Origin of the sequence: Longirhabdus pacifica, assembly GCF_004115085.1 — a bacterium.
Classification (GTDB): Bacteria; Bacillota; Bacilli; order Paenibacillales; family DSM-105158; genus Longirhabdus; species Longirhabdus pacifica.
In genome coordinates, this window is sequence record NZ_QXJP01000017.1 from 30,389 (window position 1) to 56,704 (window position 26,316).

General features: G+C 37.3%; 28 protein-coding genes and 1 other annotated feature. Of the genes, 3 read left to right on the forward strand and 25 right to left on the reverse strand.

The annotated features are described in order from the left end of the window. Positions 1-21: 21 nt before the first annotated feature. The 14 genes from D1Z92_RS12240 to D1Z92_RS12305 form a co-directional block, all read right to left on the reverse strand. Entirely contained in the window at positions 22-900 is an 879-nt protein-coding gene (locus D1Z92_RS12240) for an acetoacetate decarboxylase family protein (protein WP_164931604.1), read from the reverse strand. 169 nt (positions 901-1,069) lie between these two features. After that, positions 1,070-1,942: a branched-chain-amino-acid transaminase gene (ilvE, locus tag D1Z92_RS12245; protein ID WP_128895965.1), complete on the reverse strand. Its 873-nt coding sequence runs from the start codon at positions 1,940-1,942 to the stop codon at positions 1,070-1,072. Position 1,943: 1 nt separating this feature from the next. Beyond that, on the reverse strand, positions 1,944-2,816 hold the full coding sequence (gene pheA, locus D1Z92_RS12250; RefSeq protein WP_128895966.1) for a prephenate dehydratase: 873 nt from the start codon (positions 2,814-2,816) through the stop codon (positions 1,944-1,946). After that, entirely contained in the window at positions 2,813-3,796 is a 984-nt protein-coding gene (thrB, locus tag D1Z92_RS12255; protein ID WP_128895967.1) for a homoserine kinase, read from the reverse strand. Before thrB ends, pheA begins: the two co-directional genes overlap by 4 nt. 26 nt (positions 3,797-3,822) lie before the next feature. Next, the gene (locus D1Z92_RS12260) at positions 3,823-5,112 is read right to left on the reverse strand and encodes a homoserine dehydrogenase (protein WP_128895968.1); all 1,290 of its coding nucleotides are present in this window, start codon (positions 5,110-5,112) and stop codon (positions 3,823-3,825) included. 22 nt (positions 5,113-5,134) lie between these two features. Then, entirely contained in the window at positions 5,135-5,587 is a 453-nt protein-coding gene (locus D1Z92_RS12265) for an ACT domain-containing protein (RefSeq protein ID WP_128895969.1), read from the reverse strand. 118 nt (positions 5,588-5,705) lie between these two features. After that, positions 5,706-7,010, reverse strand: a complete 1,305-nt coding sequence (gene obgE / locus D1Z92_RS12270) for a GTPase ObgE (RefSeq protein ID WP_128895970.1) — start codon at positions 7,008-7,010, stop codon at positions 5,706-5,708. Between the two features lie 26 nt (positions 7,011-7,036). Continuing rightward, the gene (locus D1Z92_RS12275) at positions 7,037-7,804 is read right to left on the reverse strand and encodes a Spo0B domain-containing protein (protein WP_164931605.1); all 768 of its coding nucleotides are present in this window, start codon (positions 7,802-7,804) and stop codon (positions 7,037-7,039) included. A gap of 270 nt (positions 7,805-8,074) precedes the next feature. Then, complete coding sequence (rpmA, locus tag D1Z92_RS12280; RefSeq protein WP_128895972.1) at positions 8,075-8,371, reverse strand: 50S ribosomal protein L27; 297 nt, start codon at positions 8,369-8,371, stop codon at positions 8,075-8,077. Next, entirely contained in the window at positions 8,368-8,718 is a 351-nt protein-coding gene (locus D1Z92_RS12285; protein WP_128895973.1) for a ribosomal-processing cysteine protease Prp, read from the reverse strand. The genes rpmA and D1Z92_RS12285 overlap by 4 nt, the downstream gene beginning before the upstream one ends. Positions 8,719-8,721: 3 nt before the next feature. Continuing rightward, entirely contained in the window at positions 8,722-9,033 is a 312-nt protein-coding gene (gene rplU / locus D1Z92_RS12290; protein WP_128895974.1) for a 50S ribosomal protein L21, read from the reverse strand. Positions 9,034-9,044: 11 nt separating this feature from the next. Further along, positions 9,045-9,122, reverse strand: a sequence feature (ribosomal protein L21 leader region). A 66-nt stretch (positions 9,123-9,188) separates the two neighbouring features. Continuing rightward, positions 9,189-10,418, reverse strand: a complete 1,230-nt coding sequence (locus D1Z92_RS12295; RefSeq protein WP_128895975.1) for an Rne/Rng family ribonuclease — start codon at positions 10,416-10,418, stop codon at positions 9,189-9,191. Between the two features lie 96 nt (positions 10,419-10,514). Then, the gene (locus tag D1Z92_RS12300; RefSeq protein WP_128895976.1) at positions 10,515-11,402 is read right to left on the reverse strand and encodes a M50 family metallopeptidase; all 888 of its coding nucleotides are present in this window, start codon (positions 11,400-11,402) and stop codon (positions 10,515-10,517) included. Continuing rightward, positions 11,395-12,243 carry a M23 family metallopeptidase gene (locus D1Z92_RS12305; RefSeq protein WP_128895977.1) on the reverse strand — a complete coding sequence of 283 codons (849 nt, stop codon included), beginning with the start codon at positions 12,241-12,243 and terminating at the stop codon, positions 11,395-11,397. The genes D1Z92_RS12300 and D1Z92_RS12305 overlap by 8 nt, the downstream gene beginning before the upstream one ends. Positions 12,244-12,511: 268 nt before the next feature. Between D1Z92_RS12305 and D1Z92_RS12310 the strand changes: the two genes are divergently transcribed. Both D1Z92_RS12310 and D1Z92_RS12315 read left to right on the forward strand, forming a co-directional pair. Next, a complete protein-coding gene (locus tag D1Z92_RS12310) occupies positions 12,512-12,838 on the forward strand; it encodes a YbjQ family protein (protein ID WP_128895978.1) in 327 nt (108 codons plus the stop codon). Positions 12,839-12,866: 28 nt separating this feature from the next. Then, entirely contained in the window at positions 12,867-13,106 is a 240-nt protein-coding gene (locus D1Z92_RS12315; protein ID WP_128895979.1) for an HD family phosphohydrolase, read from the forward strand. Positions 13,107-13,233: 127 nt separating this feature from the next. On the opposite strand, the gene D1Z92_RS12320 is transcribed toward D1Z92_RS12315, so the two are convergent. The 8 genes from D1Z92_RS12320 to D1Z92_RS12355 all read right to left on the reverse strand — a co-directional run bounded on the left by D1Z92_RS12320 (position 13,234) and on the right by D1Z92_RS12355 (position 20,271). Next, positions 13,234-14,373 (reverse strand): FtsW/RodA/SpoVE family cell cycle protein, encoded by a 1,140-nt coding sequence (locus tag D1Z92_RS12320; RefSeq protein WP_128895980.1) that lies wholly within the window; start codon positions 14,371-14,373, stop codon positions 13,234-13,236. 7 nt (positions 14,374-14,380) lie between these two features. Next, positions 14,381-15,175 carry a septum site-determining protein MinD gene (gene minD, locus D1Z92_RS12325; RefSeq protein ID WP_128895981.1) on the reverse strand — a complete coding sequence of 265 codons (795 nt, stop codon included), beginning with the start codon at positions 15,173-15,175 and terminating at the stop codon, positions 14,381-14,383. A 6-nt stretch (positions 15,176-15,181) separates the two neighbouring features. Then, complete coding sequence (gene minC, locus D1Z92_RS12330) at positions 15,182-15,838, reverse strand: septum site-determining protein MinC (RefSeq protein ID WP_128895982.1); 657 nt, start codon at positions 15,836-15,838, stop codon at positions 15,182-15,184. 64 nt (positions 15,839-15,902) lie between these two features. Then, positions 15,903-16,427, reverse strand: coding sequence for a rod shape-determining protein MreD (gene mreD / locus D1Z92_RS12335; RefSeq protein ID WP_128895983.1), 525 nt, complete (start codon positions 16,425-16,427; stop codon positions 15,903-15,905). A 12-nt stretch (positions 16,428-16,439) separates the two neighbouring features. After that, positions 16,440-17,309, reverse strand: coding sequence for a rod shape-determining protein MreC (gene mreC / locus D1Z92_RS12340; protein ID WP_128895984.1), 870 nt, complete (start codon positions 17,307-17,309; stop codon positions 16,440-16,442). A gap of 314 nt (positions 17,310-17,623) precedes the next feature. Next, a complete protein-coding gene (locus tag D1Z92_RS12345; protein ID WP_128895985.1) occupies positions 17,624-18,652 on the reverse strand; it encodes a rod shape-determining protein in 1,029 nt (342 codons plus the stop codon). A gap of 311 nt (positions 18,653-18,963) precedes the next feature. Next, positions 18,964-19,653 (reverse strand): RadC family protein, encoded by a 690-nt coding sequence (gene radC, locus D1Z92_RS12350; RefSeq protein ID WP_128895986.1) that lies wholly within the window; start codon positions 19,651-19,653, stop codon positions 18,964-18,966. A gap of 24 nt (positions 19,654-19,677) precedes the next feature. Then, on the reverse strand, positions 19,678-20,271 hold the full coding sequence (locus D1Z92_RS12355; RefSeq protein WP_128895987.1) for a Maf family protein: 594 nt from the start codon (positions 20,269-20,271) through the stop codon (positions 19,678-19,680). Positions 20,272-20,519: 248 nt separating this feature from the next. On the opposite strand from D1Z92_RS12355, the gene D1Z92_RS12360 reads away from it, so the two are divergent. Continuing rightward, entirely contained in the window at positions 20,520-21,971 is a 1,452-nt protein-coding gene (locus D1Z92_RS12360) for an N-acetylmuramoyl-L-alanine amidase (RefSeq protein ID WP_128895988.1), read from the forward strand. A gap of 75 nt (positions 21,972-22,046) precedes the next feature. Here the strand turns inward: D1Z92_RS12360 and D1Z92_RS12365 are convergent, their stop codons facing one another. The 3 genes from D1Z92_RS12365 to D1Z92_RS12375 all read right to left on the reverse strand — a co-directional run bounded on the left by D1Z92_RS12365 (position 22,047) and on the right by D1Z92_RS12375 (position 26,284). Beyond that, complete coding sequence (locus tag D1Z92_RS12365; RefSeq protein WP_128895989.1) at positions 22,047-23,429, reverse strand: hypothetical protein; 1,383 nt, start codon at positions 23,427-23,429, stop codon at positions 22,047-22,049. A gap of 109 nt (positions 23,430-23,538) precedes the next feature. After that, a complete protein-coding gene (murC, locus tag D1Z92_RS12370; RefSeq protein ID WP_128895990.1) occupies positions 23,539-24,927 on the reverse strand; it encodes a UDP-N-acetylmuramate--L-alanine ligase in 1,389 nt (462 codons plus the stop codon). A gap of 7 nt (positions 24,928-24,934) precedes the next feature. Then, the gene (locus D1Z92_RS12375) at positions 24,935-26,284 is read right to left on the reverse strand and encodes a bifunctional folylpolyglutamate synthase/dihydrofolate synthase (protein WP_240666721.1); all 1,350 of its coding nucleotides are present in this window, start codon (positions 26,282-26,284) and stop codon (positions 24,935-24,937) included. Between the last annotated feature and the right edge of the window lie 32 nt (positions 26,285-26,316).

Genomic DNA, 26,316 nt, shown 5'->3' on the forward strand with positions numbered 1-26,316 from the left:
CTACATTTTATATACATCGCCTTATTTCGGTGCCTTATAGTTTGGATTTGAAAGGTCAAAACTACTATTCATGCCTTCCGCAAATCTTGTTTGAAAAGGGTGCTGTTCCATTTCTAATTGTTGTAATAACTTCCCACTCGGCGTGTCACTTAGTTTCAAAAACTCGTGATTTGGTTTATTATTTTTGTTCCATAATTTCTTCATGTATTTATTCATGTTGAAATCTGCTTTAAAGTTCGTTTCACTTTGTAATAATTCCCCATCTAATACGGAATATAGATTAGATGACACATCAAAATGTGTCTCTTTCCCTTCCATAGGAATAGATAACTCAAAGTAAGTCTCTCCACTTTCCTCCATTGCTGTAGTGACAAAATAATCCCCTTGTTTCTTCATATCAATCTGTTGTGTTACTTTTGGTAGACCCCATATTTTATTTCCTCTTATTTGATTTTCAAGTGACGTCACAGGCATGGAAAAAACATGGTAGCCGAAGTTAGGAAACATTTTCTCCGCAATCATAGGTAACACTGGCGGGCTAAAGGAAGGGTTAATCAGAACGGGAATCGTCATCGCTATTTCGTTATAAGATGGAATTCCGAGTACATTTTTATAAATATAGCATGAGAAAACAACTAAAGATCTTTTTTGTGGCATCTTTACGGGTTTCATCAACGGATGAGGCATTAATTGTACTGCTTTATCGTAGTTGCACATAAATATACCGATGGCACAGGTCACATCACTATACAGCGTTGGAAATAAATAATCTTTAGCAACATGATCATTTAACTCCAATGGTTTATCCGCATGACGTAACGATTTTCTTTTAAAAAAATCATCCTTAAATTGATCTTTATTATCCAATAATGTTTCGTCAAACTGTAATAACGGTTTCATGTCCTCACTCCCTATATCACATAAATATACACTCATTATAGCTTCTCATCTGTACTTAAGAAAGCAAAAATCCTGTTTTATTTGGAATAAAACAGGATTTTCATGACATCTTGACTATTCATTTGTTTTATTGATGCTATTTTTTTCAACCATCTTTTACTTTACCGTGCTATATTTTAAGTCCATCGATATTGACGAGATGTCTAAACTCATCAAGTAACTTTAAAGTAATGGGACCCGCTTCTCCCTTGCCAATGACTCTACCATCCACTTCACGTACAGCAATTACTTCTGCAGCTGTTCCTGTCAAGAAAACTTCATCTGCAACATACACATCATGTAGTGCAAACGGTTCTTCATGAACTTCATAACCTAATGTATCACATATCTCCATGATCGCAGCACGAGTAATTCCTTCTAATGCACCTACATAACTTGGAGGCGTAATGATTTTATTATTTTTAATAATAAAGATGTTATCTCCGGAACCTTCAGAAACAAAGCCTTCTCTATTTAACATCAATGCTTCGCCCACACCAGCTAAATTAGCTTGAATTTTAACTAAAATATTGTTCAAATAGTTCAAAGACTTTATTTTCGGATTTAATGCATCTGGAATATTGCGGCGTGTAGAAACAGATACAAGCTTCAAACCACGTTGATAGTCTTCTTCAGAGTATATGGCCAGTTGTTCGACGATAATAATGACTGTCGCCTTCGGGCATAAATCTGGATTTAGTCCTAAATCTCCTACACCACGTGATACGATTAAGCGGATGTATCCATCCTTAAGTTGATTTCTTTTTACGGTTTCTACCACTGCCTTTTCCATTTCTTCATAAGAAAGAGGAACATTTAATTTAATGGACTTAGCAGAGTCATATAAGCGATCTATATGTTCTTGATATTTAAAAATATTACCGTTGTAAATGCGAATACCTTCAAAAACACCGTCTCCATAAAGAAAACCATGATCGTAAACGGATACTTTCGCATCTTCTTTTGCTACAAATTCACCATTTAAATAGATTTGTTGTTTCATATCATCCCTCCAAAGATGCCGCTTCATAACCATAACTTGGGTATGAACCTAAGATTCGCACTTGAATACCAAGTGCCTCGATTTCTTTTATTGCTTCTTGCACTAAAATATATTGAATGTTTTCTTCAATGTCGATAAAAAAATAATAATTGCCTAACTTTTTTTTCGTTGGCCTGGATTCAATTTTACATAAATTGATTTTTCTCCAAGCAAATGCAGATAGTACTTGATGCAATGCCCCTGCGTAATCTTCTGGTAAAATAATGAGCAAGCTCGTTTTATGTTTTTGACCTTGCAATGTAGGCAACGGCTTTTTCCCCACAATCATAAATCGTGTAAAGTTTTTTTCATGCTCTTGAATGTTCTCATCCAACAATGCCAATCCATATTTTTTAGCAGCTAGTTTAGTACCAATCGCAATCGTATGCGGCGCATTGATTGCTTTTACTTTGGTCACACCTTTGGCAGTGCTGCTTACTGTTTCAATTTCAGCATGGGAAAGATGTTGTTTAATAAACTGCCTGCATTGTCCGATGACGACAGGATGAGAGATGACCGTTTTAATTTCCTCATAGTTTATGGGGGTCTCTCTGTCTGTGCCAATCAAATTTTGCTTCGCTGGATAAATCCATTCAGTTAATATAGGCATATTGAATTCATGTACTAACAAATCAAGATGTAAACTTACCGATCCATCAATGGTATTCTCTATAGGAATAACCGCCCAGTCTACTTCATCGTTTACTGCCGCGGCAAAAACATCCGAAATCAATTGATAAGGAACAAATTGAATTTGGGGCAGTGATGACTGTAAAAAAAACCTTGCTGCTTCCTCCGAGAACGTTCCCTCTGGTCCCAAAAAAGACAGTCTCATGATGCAAAAACTCCCCCTTGTCTATCTTCTCTACCTACTATAAGTTCTGATACTTCACTGCACTCTACGATGTGCGCTCCTTCATTCACAGGCGTGAGCCATGTCATATCAGCGTCTATGTTATGTTTCTCCATCCAACGTTTGGCATATTGTTCTAGAAGTTGAGGATCGTTGACACTTTGATCTGTAAAAGCAATCATCGTAGGCCCCGCTCCACTTAAAGCCGCAGCGATAGCCCCATTATGCTTTGCATCTTGTATCCACTCTTCTAGACCAGGTATAAGGGTTCCCCGATAAGGTTGGTGTAACGTATCCTGCATCGCTACCGATAATACTTGATATTGTCCAGTACAAAATGCAGCAACGAGCAACGCGGTATGTGTGTTGTTATATACGGCATGCTGAAATGATACAGATGCTGGCAGTACTTTTCTTGCTTCGCTTGTAGGTAACGTATATGCAGGTACTACAACTAAACACATCAAATTACTTTGTACTTCAACACGGATACACTCTGCCTGCTTGCCATCATAAGTTGTAATCACAACGCCACCAAAGAGCGATGCGGCAATATTATCTGGATGTCCTTCCAACGCAGTTGCCATTTGAAATAACGTATCTTTGGAAAGTGGTTGTTTCAATAATGCATTGGCAGCTACCATACCTCCAACAATAGCAGAGGCGCTACTTCCAAGTCCCCTTGATAATGGAATCTCACTGTAGATGTCGATGTGTAAATAAGGCGCATGTACATCACATCTCTCAAAAACTTGTTGAGCCACTTTGTAAATGAGGTTATTTTCATCCAGTGGTACGCCTTCTGCGGCAACACCATAGTGCTTAATGATCGTTTGGTCTGAACTCACCTTCATTTTAATCCATATATATAAATCTAGTGACATTCCTAAGCAATCAAACCCAGGACCCAAGTTTGCTGTACTGGCAGGCACTTTTACGCAAATTTCATTTCGTATTAACATGTCCAAATCCCCTACTTTATCTATGTTTAGGCCTCTACTCTGTACATACTTCTGATTTGTTGGACAACATCCAAGGCCTCCAACTGTCCAAGGACTTGCTTGAAATTTGACTTGCTTGCCTCGTGAGTAATCATGACAAGTTCAACAAAATCATGGTCTTCAACTGGTTGCTGTAATACGGATTCGATGCTAACATGACACGCTGCAAATATTTCTGTAATTTTAGCCAAAACACCTGCTTTATCTTGCACATGTAGTAGTAAAAAGTTTTTACTCATCACATCTTGCTCATCCATCATTTTTTTCTCTTTATATGGCATGGAGCTTGTTCTACCGTTGACGTTCAATTTTATATTTTTAGCGACAGAGACGACATCAGCAACGACAGAAGTTGCGGTAGGTAATTCACCCGCACCAGGTCCATAAAACATTGTTTCTCCTACTGCTTCTCCATGCACATAAATAGCATTGAACACGCCACCTACGGATGCAAGGGGATGTGTGTTTTTAATCATCGTTGGTTGAACAGATAAATAAACTTGATCTTCTTTTCGTTCAGCAATCGCTAATAATTTAATATCATAACCTAATTTCTTGCCATATGCTATATCTTCTTTCGAAACGTTCGTAATCCCTTCGACTAAAACGTCTTCCATTGCGATGGTCATATGAAATCCTAATGTACCTAATATGGCTATTTTATAAGCTGCATCAAATCCACCGACATCGGACGTTGGGTCAGCTTCTGCATACCCTAATTGCTGCGCTTCATGTAAAACATCTTCAAAATCTGCGCCTTCCTCACTCATTTTTGATAAAATATAATTTGTCGTACCATTAATAATACCCATCATTTTAGTAATACGATCTGAGGAAAAACCTTCTGAGATAGAACGTAGTATCGGGATGCCACCTGCTACACTGGCTTCGTACATAACATCGGATTGATTAACATTTGCTTCATGTAGAATTTCTGCACCGTGCAATGCCATTAAGTCTTTGTTGGCTGTAACAATATGCTTACCACGTCGCAAAGCCTCTATCATATATGCTTTCGTTTCTTCTATTCCCCCCATGACTTCAACGACAATGTCAATATCCGGGTCTTCAATCACGTCCAATGCATTCTCTGTAAATTTGTCCTGATCAATCTCAATACTGCGATCTTTATTTATATCTTTTACTAATATTTTTTTAATATGAATGTTGGCACCTATTTTACTCTTTAAATCTTCCTGATGACCTTCTATTAACCTTACGACTCCTGTTCCTACTGTTCCTAATCCTAACAATCCAACTTGTATTGTATTATTCATATATCTCCACTCCCTCTCATTATCAACCTTGACCTACTACTTCTACTTTATGTACACCCTCCATCTGTTTTAACGATTGTATCCATTCATGCCACGATTCCAAAGGTTTTGAACTATCCACCGTCAACACAACATTAGCAATACCTTGTAAAGGAATAGACTGATGAATGGCTAGCACGTTCCCTTCCATTTCAGCCACTTTGACTAGTACATGAGATAATACACCAGATTGATGCCATAAATTCATGGATAAAGTAACCATCTTTTCTCTCTGTAACTGTTCGTAAGCAAAAATACCATCTTTATACTTATAATAAGCACTTCTACTTATGCCTACTTTCTTCACAGCATCATGTATCGTACTCATATCTCCACTAGCAAGGAGCATCTTTGCCTCATAAGTCTTTAGTACTGCGTCAGGTAAAACATCTTCACGTACTAAGTAAAATTTGTCACTTGAAGACAAACATATCATCCTCCTACAGTAGACGTTTGTTTTTATATAGTAGACATTATACAAAAAACAAACACCAGAAAGCAACACAAAAATAAAAGACCGCCTACTTGGGCGATCTTTTTGTCCATCTTACTTCTTATTCATATTCCACATATTCAAATTCAAAATCTGCAACTCTAACCGTGTGGCCGTCTGCGGCACCTTTCCGTTTCAATGCATCATCTACACCCATTTTTCGCATAATGTGTGTAAAGCGCGTAACGGAATCAGTATAGTTCATATTAGAACGTTTTAAAAGCGTCTCCAGCTTTTTACTCTCGACAACAAACGTATCATTTTCACGACGAATGGTAAATGCATTTTCATCTTCTTTAGGTTCAAATTTGTATACTTTACGCTCTTCTTTTTCTTCTACTTCTTCTATTGGTGCAATTTGAGGTAATGTATCTAAAATGTTAAACACTTTGTACATTAACTGATCTAACCCTTGATTAGATGCAGCAGAGATAGGATAAATGTTCACATCGATGTCTTGTTCTTTTAATTTCTGCTCAAACTCAGAAAGGTGTTCTTCTGCTCCAGGCATGTCCATTTTGTTTGCAGCAACCACTTGTGGTCTCTCCGCTAACTTTTCGTTATATTGTTTTAACTCTTCATTAATTTTTACAAAGTCTTCAAATGGATCTCGGCCTTCTGTCGATGCCATGTCGATAACATGTACAATGACTTTTGTTCTTTCTACATGTCGTAAAAATTCGTGACCTAAGCCCACACCTTCGGATGCACCTTCAATCAATCCTGGTAAGTCCGCTAAAACAAAACTTTTTCCTTCTTCTATACTAACAACGCCCAGATTCGGAGAAAGGGTAGTGAAATGATATGAAGCTATCTTTGGCTTGGCCGCACTCACTACGGATAGCAAAGTGGACTTCCCGACACTAGGAAAACCTACCAAGCCAACATCGGCCATTAATTTTAATTCTAGCGTGACCCAACGTTCTTCTCCGCTTTCTCCCTTTTCTGCAATGTATGGGGCTGGGTTTTTAGGTGTAGCGAAGCGGCTATTCCCTCTTCCGCCCTTTCCACCTTTTGCGACTACCACTTGTTGCTTGTGGTTGGTTAAATCTGCAATAATTTGCTCTGTATCATCATCTACAATGACTGTTCCAGGAGGCACTCTAACAATATAATCTGCTGCATTTTTACCATGCTGATTTTTTGTTCGACCTGCGTCTCCTCTGTTCCCTTTAAAATGTTTTTGGTAGCGAAAATCCATTAATGTTCTTAGCCCTTCATCTACTTGAAAAATGACATCTCCGCCATCTCCACCGTCTCCGCCAAATGGACCCCCTTCAGAAACATATTTCTCACGTCTAAACGCGACAATGCCGTCTCCGCCATCTCCACCTTTTACGAATATTTTTGCTTTATCTACAAACATGTTATCACCTCGTCACAGTAGTTGGACTACTGCTCTTTCTCCTTGTTGTTAAGGGCGGATGCTGTCAAGTAAATCCAATCTTGCTCTAGCTGAAAATAAAATTGAAAGTGATGCTTCAACACTACATCCTGTTGTATTTCTTGTATTTGTTTTCGAAACTCCATCGTATCATAATGACCATCATATTCAAACGCAACGAGCAGTTTCTCCTGATGTTCATGAAATCCAATTTGCAATTCATTAGGCTCACCACTAGACTTTTCAAACAGTTGAAATTTCTTTAATGTACGACAGATTAAATAGTCCAATTGCCCAACGTCCACTTTAAATTTTTGTATTTCAAGCAATGGGTCTACATCTACAGTTACTTTTGTAGTATGCCACGTTGCTTTTGCATTTAAAATTTTCACCATGATGCTATTGATTCCAATGCTAAAAATCTTCCTGTTTTCTTCCGCAAAATCATTAATATTATCTACACATTGTTGTAATTTATCATATTTGCCCATCTGTAAATAGGCTTGCAGTAATTGCACCTGATTTAGCATATCATGACGTTGCATCCTCAATACTTCCACAATAAAAGTATCTTTTTCTTCTCTTAAGGCATGCTCTTGATGTTCTAATTGATGTTTATAATTGTACAATCCCATCATACTTAGAACAATAAAAACAAACCCAAAAATAATACGTAAAACTGAAGGTAGAGGAATAAAAATATATAATACAAACAGAAACAGAAATACGACAAATAATAAGAAATAATGTTGGTTAATATGTTTACTATCATTCATAGCATTACTCCGTCCTAATATAACTAACTTACTTATATACATCACTACTATATAAATGAGATGAAGTCAACAAGTAATTTAAAATATATCTAAACAGTATATTACTTCTTATTGTATGTAATTGAAAATTGAAAAAGAGAAGTCTTCTAAATAAGAACCTTCCCATTAAGTGTACTAATAAATGAGTTTTAATGCGAAACATAACAGAATTAGTGTGTTGAAATTCATTTAAAAAAACCTAGCGAAAGATTCGCCAGGTTTTTGTGGAGTCTATGCTTGAGCGGCAGTTTCAGTAGGATATACACTTACTTTTTTGCGATCGCGTCCCCAGCGTTCGAATTTTACAACACCAGATTCTTTTGCAAACAAAGTATCGTCAGATCCAATACCAACATTTGTACCTGGGTGAATCTTAGTACCACGTTGTCTTACTAAAATGTTCCCCGCTTTTACGAATTGTCCGTCAGCACGCTTTGCACCAAGACGCTTAGAAATACTGTCACGACCATTTTTCGTCGAACCTACCCCTTTTTTGGATGCAAACAACTGCAAATTCAATTTGATCATTCTGGAGCACCTCCTCTTTTTATAACGTTAATATGGATAAAGTCACCATAAGACTGTTCAATCGTTTGTAGCATGGAAATCATCGTGCGAAAGATAACCTGCAAATTGTGCTCCTGTTGCTTATCACTAAGCAGACACACATTCACTTGCAGTAGCCCATCCTCCATCTTATACGCAGGTTCAAAGCTTAGTTCATGCTCTATCGCATTCACTGTGCCTACCACTACAGCAGATACACCTGCACATACGATGTCTTTTCCAGGATCGTCATAATAAGCGTGTCCTTCAACATGATAACCTTCTACACGATCTAATGCACTATCATGAAAAATAGAAATATGAATCATGAATTATGCTTCTATTTTCTCAATCACTACTTTCGTAAAAGGTTGACGATGACCTTGTTTACGACTGTAATTTTTCTTTGGTTTGTATTTGAATACAACTAATTTTTTGCCTTTACCGTGCTTTTCAATTTTAGCGGATACTTTTGCTCCAGAAACGCTAGGGTTTCCTACAACTAATCCGTCTTCTTTAGAAACAGCCAATACGTTATCGAAAGTGATTTGTTCTCCTTCTACAACGTCCAACTTTTCAAGAAAAAGCACATCGCCTTCTTGTACTTTATATTGTTTTCCACCAGTTTGAATAATTGCGTACATTGTTGCACCTCCTCATGTCCAAGACTCGCCTTTTAAGGTGAAGCGATAAAGCTTACTTTTTACCTTAATTAGAGCGGTTACCGCATGTGGCTAACACACACAACCTTGATAATACCATACTATATTCATTAAATCAATACTTCAACACGATACTGTTACCTCGTCAATCTTCCAGTTCCATTACATGTCGAGCACACACTAACTTGATCTTGGAATGAATGATCTCTTACCTTTTTGCGTGTTATTTCTAGTAAACCTAATTTGGTCCAGCCAATCACTACAGATTTCGTTCGGTCTTGCTGTAAACCATGCTCTAATAATAAAGTAATTTGTTGGATATGATCTTCTTCTTCCATATCAATAAAATCTACAATGATGATGCCACCAATATCTCTTAACCGAAGTAAAGTAATGATCTTAGATGCTGCTTCCATATTTGTCTGAAATACCGTCTGTTCCAAGTTTTTTGAACCGGTAAACTTTCCAGTATTGACATCAATGACTGTCATCGCTTCAGTATGATCAATGACAATATAACCACCTTGTTCTAACCAAACTTTACGATAAAACATCTTTTGAATCTGTTCTTCAACTCCATAATACTGAAACAAATTTTCATGCTCTTCGTATTTTACTCTACTTTCCAAATCTTTTGAGAAAAAAGAGCAAATCCGCTGTATTTCTTCTTTTACTTTTTTATCATTAACGATCAGTTCATCAATGTGTTCTGTATATAAATCTCTCACGAAACGTGGAATGAGATCTAGTTCATGATAAATCATCGTAGGTGCTTTTACGTGCTCTTTTTTGTCATTCATATCTTTCCAAAGCTGCCTCAAGTACAAAAGATCTTGTAACAACGCTTCTTCATCTTCGTCCTTTGCGGCAGTTCGAATTATAATGCCTTCACCGTCTTGTGTTGCATCATTCATCAAATCTCTTAATCGCGTTCTTTCGGACTCATCTTCTATTTTTCTGGAAATACCAATATAATTTGCAGCTGGCATGTACACTAGCCATCTACCTGGGATAGAGAAATGTGTTGTAACCCTCGCTCCCTTATTTCCAAAAGCTTCTTTCACTACTTGCACCACAATGGTTTGTCCAACTTTTACTAGCTCATGTATCGACGGTTTCTCCTTAGGCTGTTGCTCGAAATTAGCGGGTAACATATCATTAATATACAAAAAGGCATTCTTACCCACTCCAATGTCCACAAAAGCAGCATCCATCCCACGCAAAACATTGACGACTTTTCCTTTATAAATATTTCCTACTATATGTTTATGGCTATCTACTTCGTAATCATATTCTATTAATTGCTTATCGTGTAATAACGCAGCTTTCGACATATGATGTTCGCTATGGATGATTATTCTGTTCATACATCCTCCCCATAAGCACTAATCTAATGATGTAGAGTGGAGACTTTGTGCCTCATATCACTCCAGACATACATTGATTTTTATTATAAACTTATTTTACATGAAAAGATCAGATACTGCACACTTCCGCTTTGTTTTACTAAAAAAACATTGTATGATTTGCTTTTCCGTAACAAACTGCTCTACTTTTCCACTTTCATTGACGACAAAAATACAGTGTTCTTTATCTCTTCGGAAACATCGTGCAATATGTTGAATGGAAGCTGCACGCTTCACATACAAAGGATGCATTTTACCATGGCTATCTTTACTATTTGTTTCTGCATCATATTTTCGTAGTTCCCTATGTACTAAAAAACGAAAAAACGTATATTGAATATTTTTATAATCGTGCCAATTAGAATAAATTAAAAACAAAGAGACGATAAAAATATTGAAGTTCCATTGTAAGAAAGGATGCGGAAAAAATAACAAACATAACGATGCGGCGCTAAGTATCATACTAAACCAATGCGACCAATAAACGGCACGGAAATAAGGCAGGTAATAACTAAGTAATGCTTGTCCAATCTTCCCACCATCTAAAGGTAAAATGGGGATTAAATTGAATATAGCAATCATCGCATTTACATAAATAAAATATTGTGACCATGCTGATTCCCATATACCGAGCGTCATCATACACCATGTAAAAACGATCATCAGAACATTTTGCAGTGGACCAGCTAATGCTACTACAATTTCTTGCCAAAGCGGGATACTGGCCTGCTCATCCATAGAAGCGACGCCACCAAAAGGCAACATCTTTATTTCTTTTATTCTCCAACCGAAACTTTTTGCAGCATATACATGACCTAATTCATGTACAAACACAATACAAAATAACGTAAATAACTCTATAAAATACCCTGTGAGTAGAGAAGCACCCATCACAAATACAAAAAGAGGATGTAAGCGCACTTGAATTCCTAATATTTTAATCAAATGGTATCACGCCCGCTGGATCAATAAATGTTTCGTCCTGCTTCATGGCAATAAATAAAGGACCGTACGTTTGTCCATCATATTTTAGGGTGCCAATAACATCCCCTCCACTTACCCAATCCCCAACTTTTAAATTACTTTCTTCTAAATAACCATAAATACTTTGTATATTACCACTATGCTGGACAACCACCGTGTTGCCCCATTCTACTGTATCATTCACTAACAGCACTCTTCCTTCGTCTACGACTCTCACCTTTTCATCCAACATTTCCACCATTTCAATGCCATAGTGATGTTTCGAAAAAGGTACATGAATACTGCCGATGACAGGTAAATTCCATTCATTTAATGTTTTCGTTGTGACTTTTTGTGGTTCACTGTCCTTACGATAAACTGGCAAAATACTCGGTGCACTACCAAATGTTTGCTCATACCACAGCGTCACACGCTGCAAGTCCCCATCATCATACAGTACGTTTTTTACTGTATTTTGCCCTATCATCGCTATTGGAGTAGAAAATTGAAACATTATCCAAATGATTCCGTATAAAAAGATACTAACTAACCATCTATACTTCATTCCTCTTGTAACAAATGAAAACCAATGATGGTGTGGATCTTTCACTTCGCCCCATTCCTTCATTTTTTGTTTCCATTGCCATTCTGGATCATTAGATCTTGATGACTCACTGTGTGCTTTTTTTTCTAGATCTTCATGGAGTTGATTGTCCACATTTACCTTATAATAAGAGGGAGAGACTTGTTTATTGAAAGTATGACTTTCATTTAAAATTTGTTCAATACGATGACGTCTTCTGTTTTGTATCGATTTTTTCATATCTCTTCTTTCACCTCATACAATAAAATGTTCAACGTTCATTACCTTTCACTGCTTGTTTCATTCTTATGTTGGAGAAGCGAGAGATATGACTTGGCTAAAAGGTTGTTGAAATACGTAAGTTGAAGAAACAAGTTCAATCAACTTATTACCACTATTCATAAGATGGAGAAATCACAATTTTACAACCTTTACGCCTAGCTACTGAGGCGTAAACTTGATTTCCATTATTTCTTCATCCAATATATTAAATTGGAGGGATTAGACTATGATGATAACAACGACAGAACATATGAAAGGTTATGAAGTTACGGAAGTGCTGGGTTCCACGTTTGGTGTGGTCGTTAGAGCACGTGGACTAGGTGGAGATATTACAGCAAGCATTAAAGGATTATTTGGTGGAGAGATCAAACAATATACCCAAATGATTGAAGACGCTCGAAAGCAAGCCATCGATCGCATGGTTGAAAATGCAGCTCAGATGGGTGGAAATGGCATTACGATGATGCGTTTTGATAGTGGTGATGTGGGAAGTAATATGAGTGAGGTCGTTGCATATGGTACTGCTGTAAAAATAAGAAAAATAGTGGAATGAGAGATATTGAGGAAGGAGTGAGGTCTAAATGGAATTCGAATTTAGTCTACTATGGTTAATGATTAATATCTCGATCATCATCATTATTTGTATTATTGGGTATGCTGTATATGATAAAAGATATAAAGCAGAGGAAAAGAACACGAACGAATACAATGAAAATCTAGTTAAAACGAAAGAAATATTCATTGATCCAAAAGACGGAAAAAAATATCGAGTGTACTTCAATCCAGACAATGGAAAACGTTCATATATACAGGAAGATTAGAATGTAGGACATTATAGATAAAAGATGATGAGGTTAGAAATGAAGAAACTAAAAATAAAGAACATCAAAAAAACAAGGAAGTATGATCATGAAATCGTACTACCTTGTTTGTGACTGTTTATATTCCTTAAGCATTCTGTTCTTGATGTATCTTCACACTCATTACCATGCCAATAGACATGAAGTTAATTAAGAGTGAAGTTCCCCCGTAACTCATAAAAGGTAAGGTAATACCTGTTATGGGTACAAGATCCATTAGCATCCCAATGTTGATGAAAATTTGGAATACATACATGGAAATAATGCCGATAACCAAATAAGATCCGCCACGATTTTTCGATTGCAGCGCAATAAGAATCATACGATACAAAAAGAAGAAGTATAACAGCAGCAACAACGAACTACCAATAAAACCGAAGTCTTCTGCAAGTACCACAAAAATGGAATCCGTATACGGAAACGGTACAAATCCGTTATTAATAAACTCTCCCTGATTATACCCTTCTCCAAACAATCCAGCTGATCCTATCGCAGTCATAGCATTATTCACATGCCAACCATCGTCATTTGCAGCAACTTTTTCAGGATACAAGAAGGTGTCTATTCTCGATGTCCAATGCTCCAAGTCTTGTTCCTCTAAAAACGTCGTAATGGGATCGTGATATGTGTTGTAAAGGAAATACATACTATATAAAGCAACAATGCCTATCCCTATTCCAATGATGGCATGTTTCGCTCTTAAGTTTCCAATCCATAACATACCGACTAAAATAATAATGAAAATAATCGCATTCCCTAAATCTGGATAAAGCATGACGATAACAAAAGGAAGAAGCGCTACTAAAATTAATATGGCAATATTTTTTAACGACAGCGGCTCTCCTTTTAATTTGTTTAAGATATGCGCGGTATAAAGGATAATACAAAATTTCATTAATTCTGCTGGTTGAAATTTTAATCCTGCAACACCTAGTTCAAACCATCCTCTTGCTCCATTGACATCTCTGGTGAACATACCTGCAATAATCAGTATGATACCAAGAATGTAAATATAAAGAGAGAACTTTAGCAATATCTTATAATCAAAAAAAGCAACGCAGAAAAAAACAAAAATACCTAGCCCGTAAAATTGAATTGTTTTACTTACATTTTCTGCAAAAAAAGGGGTAGCCTCTACCCCACTTTCAATGAGAATTGGGCTAATACCCATAAAGAGCAATAATATAAAAACAACAGCCCAGTCCATTCGTTTTAATTTCACTAACATGGCTGGTTCATCCTATTCTAAAAAGCTTCTTAATCTTTTGCAGAAAATTTGGTTTCGTATCTAACTGCATGAGCGGCACTGTATCACCTAGCATACGCCTTGCAATGTTACGATATGCTATAGCGGCATTAGAATTAGGGTTCATGACCGTTGGCTCTCCCTCATTTGCTGCCTTAATCACAAGCTCATCATCAGGAACAATACCAATTAAATCAATGGCTAGTACCGCACATATCTCATCAATGTCCAGCATCTCGCCTTTCTTCACCAGATTTTGTCTAATGCGGTTAACGATAAGCTTAGGGTTTTTAATATGCTCTGCCTCAAGCAAGCCGATAATTCGATCAGCATCACGAACCGCCGCATTTTCTGGCGTTGTAACGACAATAGCTTCTTCTGCACCTGCTATCGCATTACGAAAGCCATGCTCTATCCCTGCTGGGCAATCGATAATGACATAATCAAAATCTTCCTTCAACTCTTCTACCATTTTTCGTACTTGTTCTGGCAATACCGCATCTTTATCTTTCGTCTGTGCTGCTGGAAGCAAATAACACTCATCAAAACGTTTATCTTTGATTAATGCCTGCTTTAATTTGCATTTCCCTTCTGCCACATCGACCAAATCATAAATGATTCTATTTTCCAATCCTAAAACAACATCTAAATTACGCAAACCTATATCCGTATCTACCATACACACTTTTTTACCAAGTAAGGCTAGTGCTGTCCCAATATTGGCTGTCGTGGTTGTTTTACCCACTCCACCTTTACCTGAAGTGATGACTATTGCCTCTCCCATTTCGCTTCACTCCTCTTTAAATTGCATAGATTGGGGCCGAATTTTATGGAGATAAACCATCTTATCTATTTCCATCGTTCCATTATTTAAATAAGCAAATTCCATATAAGACTGTTGAACTCCCCATTCCTCAGGGGGGCGACTAATGACATTAGCAATGCGAAGCTGCGTCGGTCTTAGATAGGAAGCAGCTATCGTCGCTTCCATATTCCCTTTTGCTCCCGCATGTGCAGTTCCTCTAAGAGAACCCATAATCCATATATCTCCCGTTGCGGTAATGATACCACCTGGGTTAACGTCACCAACAAATAACATATTCCCTTCATGCGATACCGTTTGGCCTGAACGCACAATACCTTTTATCACTTTAAGATTGCTTCTTGATTTTTCTTTTTCTTCTTTTGTTTCCATTGAGCGAATAACGAGATTACCGTGATTTTTTATAATTTCGGCAATAATATTTTTTTGTATTTCGCTTAATTTTCTCTCTCCAAATTGAATCGTCACCTGGACAAGAGGGCCGGCTAAAAATTGATGGTGTGTTTTCTCTAACTTATGTTTCAGCTCTGCAATAAGATCTTCAAATGCACACTGATCATTCATTAAGAAAACAAGACCATCTTTCACTCCTTTTATCGTAACTACATTCTTTTTCACTGCCATGGATGCCAACCTCCCTGTAAACAATTCTGCCTCATCAATGTTAAATCCTGCATCCGATCATAAATTACTTATCGGTATTTTCCTGTGGTTGTTGAAATGGACCAAGGAGGTTTCGAAACGGAACCATAATCACTGCAGCAAATAATGCATTGTATATAACGGTCGGAAGTATATAGTGACCCACTGCCCAATAAAATGGCAGATGATGCACTTGGAACAATTTATATAGAAAGAAAAGAAATATCGTAATAAAAATAATACCTGCAACCATCAATAAATAATTTCTAAAGTAAAATGTTACATTTTTTTTGTTAGCAAACCATCCTATAAAATACGTCCCTATGGCCATAGCGAAAGTATAGGTACCAAGCATGTGTCCATAATAAAGCACGTCATGTAGAAAACCAAAGAAACAAGCTAAAGCGATAGCAAAATAGCGGTGTTGATATAGTGCCACCATCAAAATAAGCACGTATGTCCAGTGATGAGCGATATCCCATTGACTCGGTAGTATCCATACAGTCAGTGTACCTTCAGCTAAAAATGCAACCCAAATGATGGCTACTATCTTTAAAATTTTTAGTTGCATATTTCCTCCCCATCATTCAGGTACTTCGATGACAAACACTTCATGCAGTTGTTTAAAGTCAGCAGAAGCCTTAATATAAGCAACGTTGGTTAAACCAAATTCTCCTACCTCTACTTTATCTACGGTGCCAATGATAATATCTTTCGGAAATACACCACCTAATCCTGAGGTGACAATGAGATCTCCTTCTGCAATAGGATCGTTCGGATCAATCTTGGTCATTAATAACCTTTCTTCTATCGGATCAAAACTAGTGATGGTTCCATATGTTTCAAATTCTTCACTTGAAGATACGGCAGCATGAATTAAGATAGAATCTAACGCAGTTTCACTTAAATTCGTCACCATTTCAACATGCGCATAAAATGGTGTGACACGGTTTACTCTTCCGATTAAACCATCTTCCGTAGCTACTGCCATATTTTCTTTTATTCCATTCTCTGAACCAAGATTAATTTTAATCGTTTTGTTGTATAAATCTGGACTTACTGCAACGACTTGTGCGATCCGATATGTATAATTATTTTGTTCTTTTTGTAATTGTGTAAATTGCAGCATTTCTTTTAATCGTTCGTTCTCTTTTTCTAGTGAATTCAATCTAGCACGATCTAGCGCATAAAAAGAAAGCGTTTGTTTTAATGCTTGGTTTTCTTCGTATACGGTGCTTACATCATTTATATTCCCAAAGAAACCCGCTATCATAGAAGCAGGCTTATACATCAATTGCTGAAACCAAGAAGTTGTATCATCACTTATTTTCTCAGGCCATGTTACTTCTTCTCGTTTGATATATGTAATCCCCATAATACTAATAAATATAATGAGACATAAAAGTAATAAGAATAATCTTTTATCCCCAAAAATTTTGAACAAGGTAAACACCTACCACTTTCACTTAATTAGATCCTTGCTATTCTTCATCTTATGAATAGCGGTAATAAGTTGACTGAACAAGTTCATTCAACTTACTATAAGATGAAGAAATGATGGAATACAAGTTTACGCCTCAGTTGCCAGCCGTAAAGGCTATGTGATAGTAATTTCTTCATCTTATGAATAGCGGTAATAAGTTGACTGAACAAGTTCATTCAACTTACTATAAGATGAAGAAATAATGAAATACAAGTTTACGTCTCAGTTGCCAGCCGTAAAGAAGCTGTAATAGTATTTCTTCATCTTATCTATATTCAACGGTGTTATTTTCTAGTAGGTGAAAGATTTTGATTGTTTTTAAGAAGTTGAATATTTTCTAAAGCTCTTCCTGTGCCAATAGCAACAGAGTCTAAACAATTTTCTGAAACGATAACTGGCATGCCTGTTTCATGTGACAATAATTTATCTAAATTTTTGAGCAATCCGCCACCACCAGTTAACACAATTCCGCGATCCATGATATCCGCTGAAAGTTCAGGAGGACACTTTTCGAGTGTTACTTTAACAGCATCTACAATACTCGTTAATGTATCATATAATGCTTCTGTTATTTCATCTGAACCTACCTGCAACGTTTTAGGCAGCCCCGTGACTAAATCCCGACCTCTAATGTCCAGGTTTTCTGCTTGATCTAATGGTAGAGCTGAACCAATCGTCAATTTAATTTGCTCTGCAGTTCGTTCGCCGATCAATAAATTGTATTTACGTTTAATATAATGAATAATAGCGTCGTCCATATCATCTCCAGCTACTCTCACAGAACGGCACGTTACAATGCCTCCCAAAGAAATAACTGCCACTTCTGTGGTGCCTCCTCCGATGTCTACAACCATACTGCCAGTTGGCTCCCAAACAGGCAAGTCTGAACCAATAGCAGCTGCAAACGGCTCTTCAATGGTGAAAGCTTCCTTAGCTCCAGCTTGTTTTGTCGCATCTTCTACTGCTCTTTTTTCAACAGCTGTAATACCAGACGGAACACAAACCATCACTGTAGGATGAAAAGGAAGTATAGTTTTTTTCTTATGCACTTTATTAATGAAGTGTTTAATCATAGTTGCAGTTGTATCAAAATCGGCAATAACACCATCTTTCATAGGACGCAGTGCTCTAATGTTCCCAGGTGTTCTACCTATCATATTTTTTGCTTCTTCACCTACAGCTGCAATAGAGTTGTCTGATCGTATCGCCACCACAGATGGTTCCCTAAGTACGATTCCTTTTCCTTTTACGTAAACTAATGTATTCGCTGTCCCCAAATCAATTCCTAATTCTTTTGTAAATCCCCGAAACATAACGTTCTCCCTTCTCATCTTCAGCAACACGATTGATGTCAAATATACTTTCATTATCAACATATACATAGCAGTACTATGTTGATAGAATTCATTTCAATTTTTTAAGATCCATGTTTTACAATTCATTTTCAAATTTCATTTCATATAAAATGAAGAAATAATGAGAATCAAGTTTACGCCTCAGTTGTTAGGCGTAAAAGTTGATGTTAAAATTTCTCCATCTTATGTGGTAATAAGTTGGGTGAACTTGGTTGAACAAGTTCATGCAACTTATATAGCATCTAAATTTACGAATATTTTATATTATATTACAGGAGTCCTTCGGCATTCAAACTATAAAATTGTCCATCTCCGATAATAATATGATCCAACACGTGTATTCCTAATATTTCTCCAGCATCTTTTAGACGATGTGTGATTTCAACGTCTTCAGGACTTGGGGTTGGGTCTCCACTGGGATGATTATGTACGCAGATAATAGCGGCACTACTTTTTTGGATAGCTGCTTTAAATATCTCGCGAGGATGAACAATAGAAGCATTTAGACTTCCTATAGATAATGTCTCTTCAGCAATAATACGATGTTTAATATCTAAAAACAAGCACACAAAATGTTCCTTCTTTAAATATCGGAGGTCTTCCATCACATAGTTAGCTGCATCTTCTGGAGCGTTGATCGCAATTTTATGCTGCATCCTACTTTTGGATAACCTTCTGCCTAATTCAACAGCTGCTTTTATTTGCAGCGCTTTTGCATTTCCTATTCCTTTGGTTTGTGTAATTTCCTTTACACTCATATCCGCTAAACGTTGTAAATCTCCACATTCATTCAATAAACGCTGCGCTACGTGTATAGCAGATTCAGAAACCGTGCCTGAACGTAACAAAATAGCAACTAACTCTGCATTACTCAGCACTTCGGACCCAAACTGAAGCATTCTCTCACGCGGTCTATCACTGTTGGGAATATCGCTTATTTTATAAGCATTAGCCTTCATTATATCCCCTCAAACTGTATCTTTTTAAAATATTTCCACGTTGAATTGCATCAACAAATCAGCTAGTAACGAAAGCGGTAACCCTACCACATTAAAATAATCTCCATCCATACTTTCAACGAGCGTTGCTCCGAAACCTTGAATACCATATGAACCCGCTTTATCCTCTGGTTCATTGGTTTCAATATATCGCCATATAAGATCATCTGATAAAGGTTTGAATGTCACTTTCGTAGCCTGATGAGAAATCAATTGTTTGTTATTTTCTATGTCTATAAGGCAAACACCACTATAAACGACATGCTGTTTGGATTGCAGTTTTTTGAGCATTGTGAATGAATCTTGCTTACTGGACGGTTTTCCCAAAATCTCATCATTCATAACGACAATTGTATCCGCACCGATTACAATACCACCACTACGCTTTGTTTCTATTTGATTTGCAATAAAATTCGCTTTCTTCTCAGCAAGATGTTCCACCACTTGTTGCGGCGTTAAACCAGGGTCTGTTTGTTCGTCTACAGCACTAGGTTTAACAACAAAAGGAATCTTTAACATATCTAATAACTGCTTCCTTCTCGGAGAGGCAGAAGCTAATATGATTTTTTTTTGATGCATGCTATACACAACCTCCTGGGTCTTTAAAGTGTAAGTCTTCATGTGAATGTTACGACAATACAAGACTTGGTATAGGTTGTCCTCTATTACTTTGTCAAGTGTAGTCATGATTCGACAATGTTGTACACACGCAAGCAATAAGTATATTACTCTATTATACGTCGTTGGAAGTGATAATACAATCTGGATAACAGTACCAAGAAACTTTTTTATTGTTTTCTTGTAATAACGGTAGGAGGACAAATGATATGAGAAATTATTCACTATTTTTTATCACTTTTATTTTATCTTTTTTCATTCCGTTATATTCTGCTTATGCTGAAAAAATTGTCATTGATCCTGGTCATGGAGGATACGACCCAGGAGCAATAGGTGTAAATGGGCTGCAAGAAAAACAAGTCAATTTAGACATAGCTCAAAAATTACAGCAGGAATTAGCCACACTTGGTTACGAGACAGTGATGACAAGAACTACAGACGTATTTGTATCACTGCAACGCAGAGTGGAAATCGCAAATGAACATGAAGCTGACTTATTTATTTCCATTCATAGCAATGCCCACTCTTCCCCTATACATTCAGGGAGTTTGGTTTTGTATTACGACGATCAGTATCCTAATGCAAATTATCCTGCTAGTTTGGAAATGAGAAAGCTGACACCATTGAGCAAACAACTAGCACATGAAGTATTAGAACAATTGGTAGAAACGACAAATTTAAATCATCTTGGTATTATCCCTAGCTCTATGTACGTCATTAGAACAGGGAGTGTTCCTAGTATTTTAGTAGAGACAGGATTTTTGAGTAATGAACACGATGCTATGTTACTAGAGCAACCTTCTTTTAGACAAAAAGCAGCTACAGGCATTGCCAAAGGCATTGTAAACTATATTCCTACTTTTTTAGACATACAAGGTCATTGGGCGCAATCAGACATTGAGCTTCTACATGAAGGAAATATTGTAAAAGGAATCACAGCTACTCAATTTCAACCTAATGGTAATCTGACAAGAGCTCAGTATATTACGCTATTAAATAACGTCTTTGCCTTTACATCTACGGATGTGCACGATGGGGAAGATGTAGTTGATTCTGCTGGGGAAGACAATGAAAATGTCGCAGTCGACTCTGTTGAGGAAGACAGTGCAGATGATGCAGTTGATTCTGCTGAGAGAGACGCTGCAAATGACGTAGTTGATTCTGCTGAGGAAGACATTGCAAATGACGCAGTCGATTCTGTTGAGGAAGACATTGCAAATGACGCAGTCGATTCTGTTGTGGAAGACATTGCAAATGATGTAGTAGATACCGTGGATGAAAACATTGCAGTTGATGCAGATAATGAAGATATACACTTGGTAGATGTACCAGAAAATCATTGGGCTTATACTGAAATAGAAAAAGCCGTACAACTTGGTTTTCTTAACGGTTATGATGATGGAACATATCGTCCAGACCAGGTCATTTCAAGAGCGGAAGTTGCCGTTTTATTTGATTCCATATGGGAAAATGAAACATTATCACCTAGCGATATATACTATGAAGATGTGATGATAGGAAGTTGGTATGAAGAGGCTATCTATTCACTTACGTCAGCAAAGTTATTTACAGGAACCTCACAACATATTTTTTCACCAGAAAAGCCCATGACAAGGGCTGAAGCAGCAAGTGTCATATCACGATATCTTCTAAGGCCTTAATGCTACTTTTTTCACAGTAAGCACGTATGCATGGTGGATGTCTTTCACCATCATACGTGCTCACTTGTATGAAGGCTATATATTTTTCTTCGTGATGATATATTGTAAAATAGCACTTTGTATTTGCCAGAGGTAAGAGGGTGAAGGATCTTTTTCATATCCTTCCATAGCCGTCATGCTCCTTTGCAACGCACTATTCATCACTTCAAATGTACTGTTTAAAACTTCCCCAGTATTAACTAGTTGCGCAGCAGCGTTATTCCACGATTGATACTGCACTTTAATGGCATCTATGGTTTGCTTCTCTAGTGCTGCTGTATCTTCTTGTAACTGCACAGCACTGATGCCGCTTAGCATCCTTACTAGTTTATCTCCTTCAGTAAAATAAGACTCCGTCACTTGGCTTAATGAATCACTAGAAGCGGTTTGAAATTGTGGAATTTGTACCGATTTGATATACGTTTCAAATCCTGCTTCATTGAGTACATTACTCAATAGTCCAGCATCTTCTTCGCTTTGCGTTGCCGCTGTGAACACGAAATATTGATTTTGAAGCTGCATATCAATGACGGAAGCAAACCCTTCATTTGTTAATTGCTGCATCGCAGCTTGAGCACTTTGCAGTGAACTAAATACCCCATGTTGCAACACATAATATGTATCTGTATTTAAAGGATCTGCCACAAGCAGATTGGATAGCGATGTTGTATCCTCTGCATTTCCCTCATCTTGCAAGCTAGCAGTGTTTTCATTCCCCATGGGAATAGGAAACGGTGTTTCCAAATTAGAAGTTTCACCATTAGACTGTGCTTCTGTTTCCTCACCACTATTTCCTGGTAAAATGGTCAACGGTTCCGTCGATGAAAAAAAGGACAATACGACGTAACCTAAAAAAACACCACTAATAACTCCAGAAGAAACAGCTCCCGTCACTTTTAGCCACGACGTTTTTTTTGTTTTTTTATACCGGATAGAGGAAGGGGGGGCTTTTATATTATGATTATGATAGCTTACCTCGCCTTTTAGTACTTCTTCACTAATAATAGGACCTCGATAAGTTTCATATTCGTTACGTTGCTTGACCTGTTCAAGTTTCTCATACTGCTGTTGATCTGTTTCCCTAATGATTTGTTCAATGCGATGGAGCTCCTCTTCATATGGACTCTGCCATGCACCAAAATCTGTTGTAAATTGATTTAAAGGTTGTGTATCTACTATTTTTTTAAATTCGTCACTTCCCTTTTCCTCTGTAGGAAGTTGTTTATTTTTCGCATCCAACAATGGGTCTTGAATAGCTTCATTTTGATTATGCTGTATGTGGTTGGATTCTACTAATTTTTTTTCATCTCTTTGCTTTTTTATTTCTTCCTCGACACTTAAATCAGATGCTTGAACAGAAGATGGCTCATGTACGTTGTTCAACCGATACGTAATCGTAGCTTTTTTATTTTCGCTCATTATTATACTCTCTCCCTTACAACCTTGTACTATAATTTATGAGCGTAAAATAAAAATATGATAGAAAAAATGATAGAATTGCAATGAATGAAAAAAAAGACCAGACAGTTTATTCTGTCTGATCTTCTAATTGTGATAAATAAGATGCAAAATCATGCGATACTTTCCAAATATCTCCGGCTCCCATTGTAATAACTAAGTCTCCTGGCTTCACATTTTGTTTTAAATAATCCAATACTTGCTCTTTCGTTGGAATATGAGAAACTTGTTGGTTACTATTTTGTTTGATGAGTTCCATCAATCGTTCAGAGTTAATTCCTTCAATCTTTTTTTCTCCTGCTGGAGAATATATATCTGTCAAAATCACTTCATCCGCTTCATGAAATGATTTGCTGAATTGTTCTAGCAAGAAGAAGGTTCTGCTGTAACGTTGTGGCTGGAATATAGCAATAATTCGTTTGTTTGTTGTTTTAGCTGCCGTGATCGTTGCCTGTATTTCTGTTGGATGATGCGCATAATCATCGATAACGATCATATCATTTTTTTCTTCCAACACTTGAAATCTTCTCTTTGCTCCACTAAAAGGTTTGATGGCAGTAGCAATCTGTTCAAACGTCAATCCAGCTTTTAAACAAGTGATACACGTCGCTAAAGCATTGTACACATTGTATGTGCCAGGTATGGAAAGTTCCATTTTACCGAGTGCTGTACCTTTCTCATTCACCGTAAACACCACTTTACGATCTCCAAGTTGAATATCCGTTGCAGTGTAGTCTGCTTCTGATTCAATACCATAGGTGATGACTTCACGATTCACATCAGGAATAAGTTCCTTAATATATGGATCATCTGCACATACGATAACAGCACCGTCTGGATTGACTTGATTCATATATTGAAGATAAGCTTGCTTCAATCGATTGAAATCACCATCATAATTTTCTAGATGGTCTGCTTCTATATTGGTTACGATGCCTAATGCAGGACGATATTGCAAAAATGACCCATCGCTCTCATCGGCTTCCGCTACTACAAATTTCCCTTCTCCAGCCTTTGCATTGTTTCCTATATTCATGATTTCTCCACCAATAATATACGTAGGGTCAAGATCTGATCGATCCATTACCAGTGCAATCATCGATGAAGTGGTCGTTTTCCCATGCGCTCCTGCAATCGTAATGCCTTGTTTTTCATTCATTAATCTCGCAAGCATTTGAGAGCGATGTATGATCGGTATATTTAATTGCTCGGCCGCTTTTATTTCTACGTTATCTTTAGCTAGAGCCGTTGAAAAAACGACCAAATCTGCTCCTTTTACATTATCAGCTTCATGTCCAATATAAACTTGAGCGCCTTTTTCCACTAATTTTTCCGTTAATTCTTGTCTCACTACATCTGATCCACTTACCGTGTATCCCATTTCTAACATGACACGAGCAATCGCACTCATCCCATACCCGCCGATACCAATAAAGTGTACATGTTCAGCAGTTGTCAAGGTGAACTCACCAACCTTTTTCAGCTTCAGTTTCTAATAGTTGCGAACGTATATCAGATATTAAATATAAAGAACCTGAGATAACAGCTAGATCCTGCTCATCTGTATGCAGTGTTTCTAATATATCTAACGCTTTTTCCCAATCTGATTCCACGTAGCATGTGATGTTTCTTTTGTTTTCTTTCATCCATTGTTCCACAATATGAAATAAATCTTCCGCATTCATACGATAAGGAAATTGAGGTTCTGTAATAATCAAAGTATCTACTATAGGTAGTATATGTTCAAAGTAGTTATCATGATTCTTGTTTTCCAACATTCCAACCATCATATGTAATTTTTTATACGTAAAGTTGTTAATCATCGTATGTTTCAATGCCTTAGCAGCATCAGGATTGTGCGCTCCATCCACAAAAATACGTGGTTGTTTCTGCACTAGTTCCATCCTCCCTGGCCAGTGCAGTTGTTGGAGTGCTTCGTCAATCTGTTCTTTATCTATCACCACAGCGTAATACTGTCTCAACACTTCTATCCCCATTAATGCGGCCGCTGCATTTTTCACTTGATGCTCACCATGCAGTTGGATAGTGACTGGAGCTATGGTTTGAAACGGACCTTGAAAGTCAAAACGTTGTTTATTTTCATTTGGTTGTTGATGTATATGTTGTATATGAAAGTGCTGTCCTAACGTATACATGGTGCTTTGCTTTTGCTTAGCTGTCTCCGTTAGTACTTCTAATACCTCTTCCTGTTCTGCTGTGGTTACGACAGGAACACCCGCTTTTATAATTCCTGCCTTCTCTTTTGCAATAGAAGAGATAGTCGGTCCTAATACATCCATATGATCATCGCTCACGTTTGTAATAATCGATAGGAGTGGATGAACAATGTTCGTCGAATCCAATCTCCCACCGAGTCCTGTCTCCCAAACGACGAAATCGGGAAATGCAGTGCGAGCAAAATAGAGAATAGCGAGTAAGGTGACCACTTCGAACATCGTCGGGCTGCCTAATTCACTCTCTGCAATTTGCTCCACTACCGGTTTTATTTCATTACTCCACCTCAGCACTTCTTCTTCTGGAATCGGCATACCGTTGTAAACGATACGATCCGTAAAAGAAGTAATGTAAGGTGAAGTAAATAAACCTACATCATATCCTGATTTTCTGAGCATTGCTGTCATCATGACACAAGTAGATCCCTTGCCATTGGTTCCAGCCACGTGAATAAACTTTAACTTTTGGTGTGGATGGTTAAAATGAGAACAGAGTTCCTCCATCCGCTTTAATCCTGGTTTCATACCTAATGATTTTAATGAGTTAATCCATTCAACCGCATCATGATAATTTTGGAACATGCTCTGATCCTCCATTTCACTTGCCAAGCTAG

Bases quoted from the DNA above. Each gene is read 5' to 3' on its own strand.
- D1Z92_RS12285 (WP_128895973.1), bottom strand. From the start codon at position 8,718: ATGATTCATATTTCTATTTTTCATGATAGTGCATTAGATCGTGTAGAA.
- D1Z92_RS12305 (WP_128895977.1), bottom strand. From the start codon at position 12,243: ATGAAAAAATCGATACAAAACAGAAGACGTCATCGTATTGAACAAATT.
- D1Z92_RS12310 (WP_128895978.1), top strand. From the start codon at position 12,512: ATGATGATAACAACGACAGAACATATGAAAGGTTATGAAGTTACGGAA.
- pheA (WP_128895966.1), bottom strand. From the start codon at position 2,816: ATGAGACTGTCTTTTTTGGGACCAGAGGGAACGTTCTCGGAGGAAGCA.
- thrB (WP_128895967.1), bottom strand. From the start codon at position 3,796: ATGTTAATACGAAATGAAATTTGCGTAAAAGTGCCTGCCAGTACAGCA.
- rpmA (WP_128895972.1), bottom strand. From the start codon at position 8,371: ATGATCAAATTGAATTTGCAGTTGTTTGCATCCAAAAAAGGGGTAGGT.
- D1Z92_RS12260 (WP_128895968.1), bottom strand. From the start codon at position 5,112: ATGAATAATACAATACAAGTTGGATTGTTAGGATTAGGAACAGTAGGA.
- rplU (WP_128895974.1), bottom strand. From the start codon at position 9,033: ATGTACGCAATTATTCAAACTGGTGGAAAACAATATAAAGTACAAGAA.
- D1Z92_RS12265 (WP_128895969.1), bottom strand. From the start codon at position 5,587: ATGATATGTTTGTCTTCAAGTGACAAATTTTACTTAGTACGTGAAGAT.
- ilvE (WP_128895965.1), bottom strand. From the start codon at position 1,942: ATGAAACAACAAATCTATTTAAATGGTGAATTTGTAGCAAAAGAAGAT.
- D1Z92_RS12345 (WP_128895985.1), bottom strand. From the start codon at position 18,652: ATGTTTCGGGGATTTACAAAAGAATTAGGAATTGATTTGGGGACAGCG.
- D1Z92_RS12315 (WP_128895979.1), top strand. From the start codon at position 12,867: ATGGAATTCGAATTTAGTCTACTATGGTTAATGATTAATATCTCGATC.
- mreD (WP_128895983.1), bottom strand. From the start codon at position 16,427: ATGCAACTAAAAATTTTAAAGATAGTAGCCATCATTTGGGTTGCATTT.
- D1Z92_RS12275 (WP_164931605.1), bottom strand. From the start codon at position 7,804: ATGAATGATAGTAAACATATTAACCAACATTATTTCTTATTATTTGTC.
- D1Z92_RS12375 (WP_240666721.1), bottom strand. From the start codon at position 26,284: ATGTTCCAAAATTATCATGATGCGGTTGAATGGATTAACTCATTAAAA.
- D1Z92_RS12295 (WP_128895975.1), bottom strand. From the start codon at position 10,418: ATGAACAGAATAATCATCCATAGCGAACATCATATGTCGAAAGCTGCG.
- radC (WP_128895986.1), bottom strand. From the start codon at position 19,653: ATGAAGGCTAATGCTTATAAAATAAGCGATATTCCCAACAGTGATAGA.
- obgE (WP_128895970.1), bottom strand. From the start codon at position 7,010: ATGTTTGTAGATAAAGCAAAAATATTCGTAAAAGGTGGAGATGGCGGA.
- D1Z92_RS12355 (WP_128895987.1), bottom strand. From the start codon at position 20,271: ATGCATCAAAAAAAAATCATATTAGCTTCTGCCTCTCCGAGAAGGAAG.
- minD (WP_128895981.1), bottom strand. From the start codon at position 15,175: ATGGGAGAGGCAATAGTCATCACTTCAGGTAAAGGTGGAGTGGGTAAA.
- D1Z92_RS12320 (WP_128895980.1), bottom strand. From the start codon at position 14,373: ATGTTAGTGAAATTAAAACGAATGGACTGGGCTGTTGTTTTTATATTA.
- D1Z92_RS12240 (WP_164931604.1), bottom strand. From the start codon at position 900: ATGAAACCGTTATTACAGTTTGACGAAACATTATTGGATAATAAAGAT.
- D1Z92_RS12360 (WP_128895988.1), top strand. From the start codon at position 20,520: ATGAGAAATTATTCACTATTTTTTATCACTTTTATTTTATCTTTTTTC.
- minC (WP_128895982.1), bottom strand. From the start codon at position 15,838: ATGGCAGTGAAAAAGAATGTAGTTACGATAAAAGGAGTGAAAGATGGT.
- D1Z92_RS12365 (WP_128895989.1), bottom strand. From the start codon at position 23,429: ATGAGCGAAAATAAAAAAGCTACGATTACGTATCGGTTGAACAACGTA.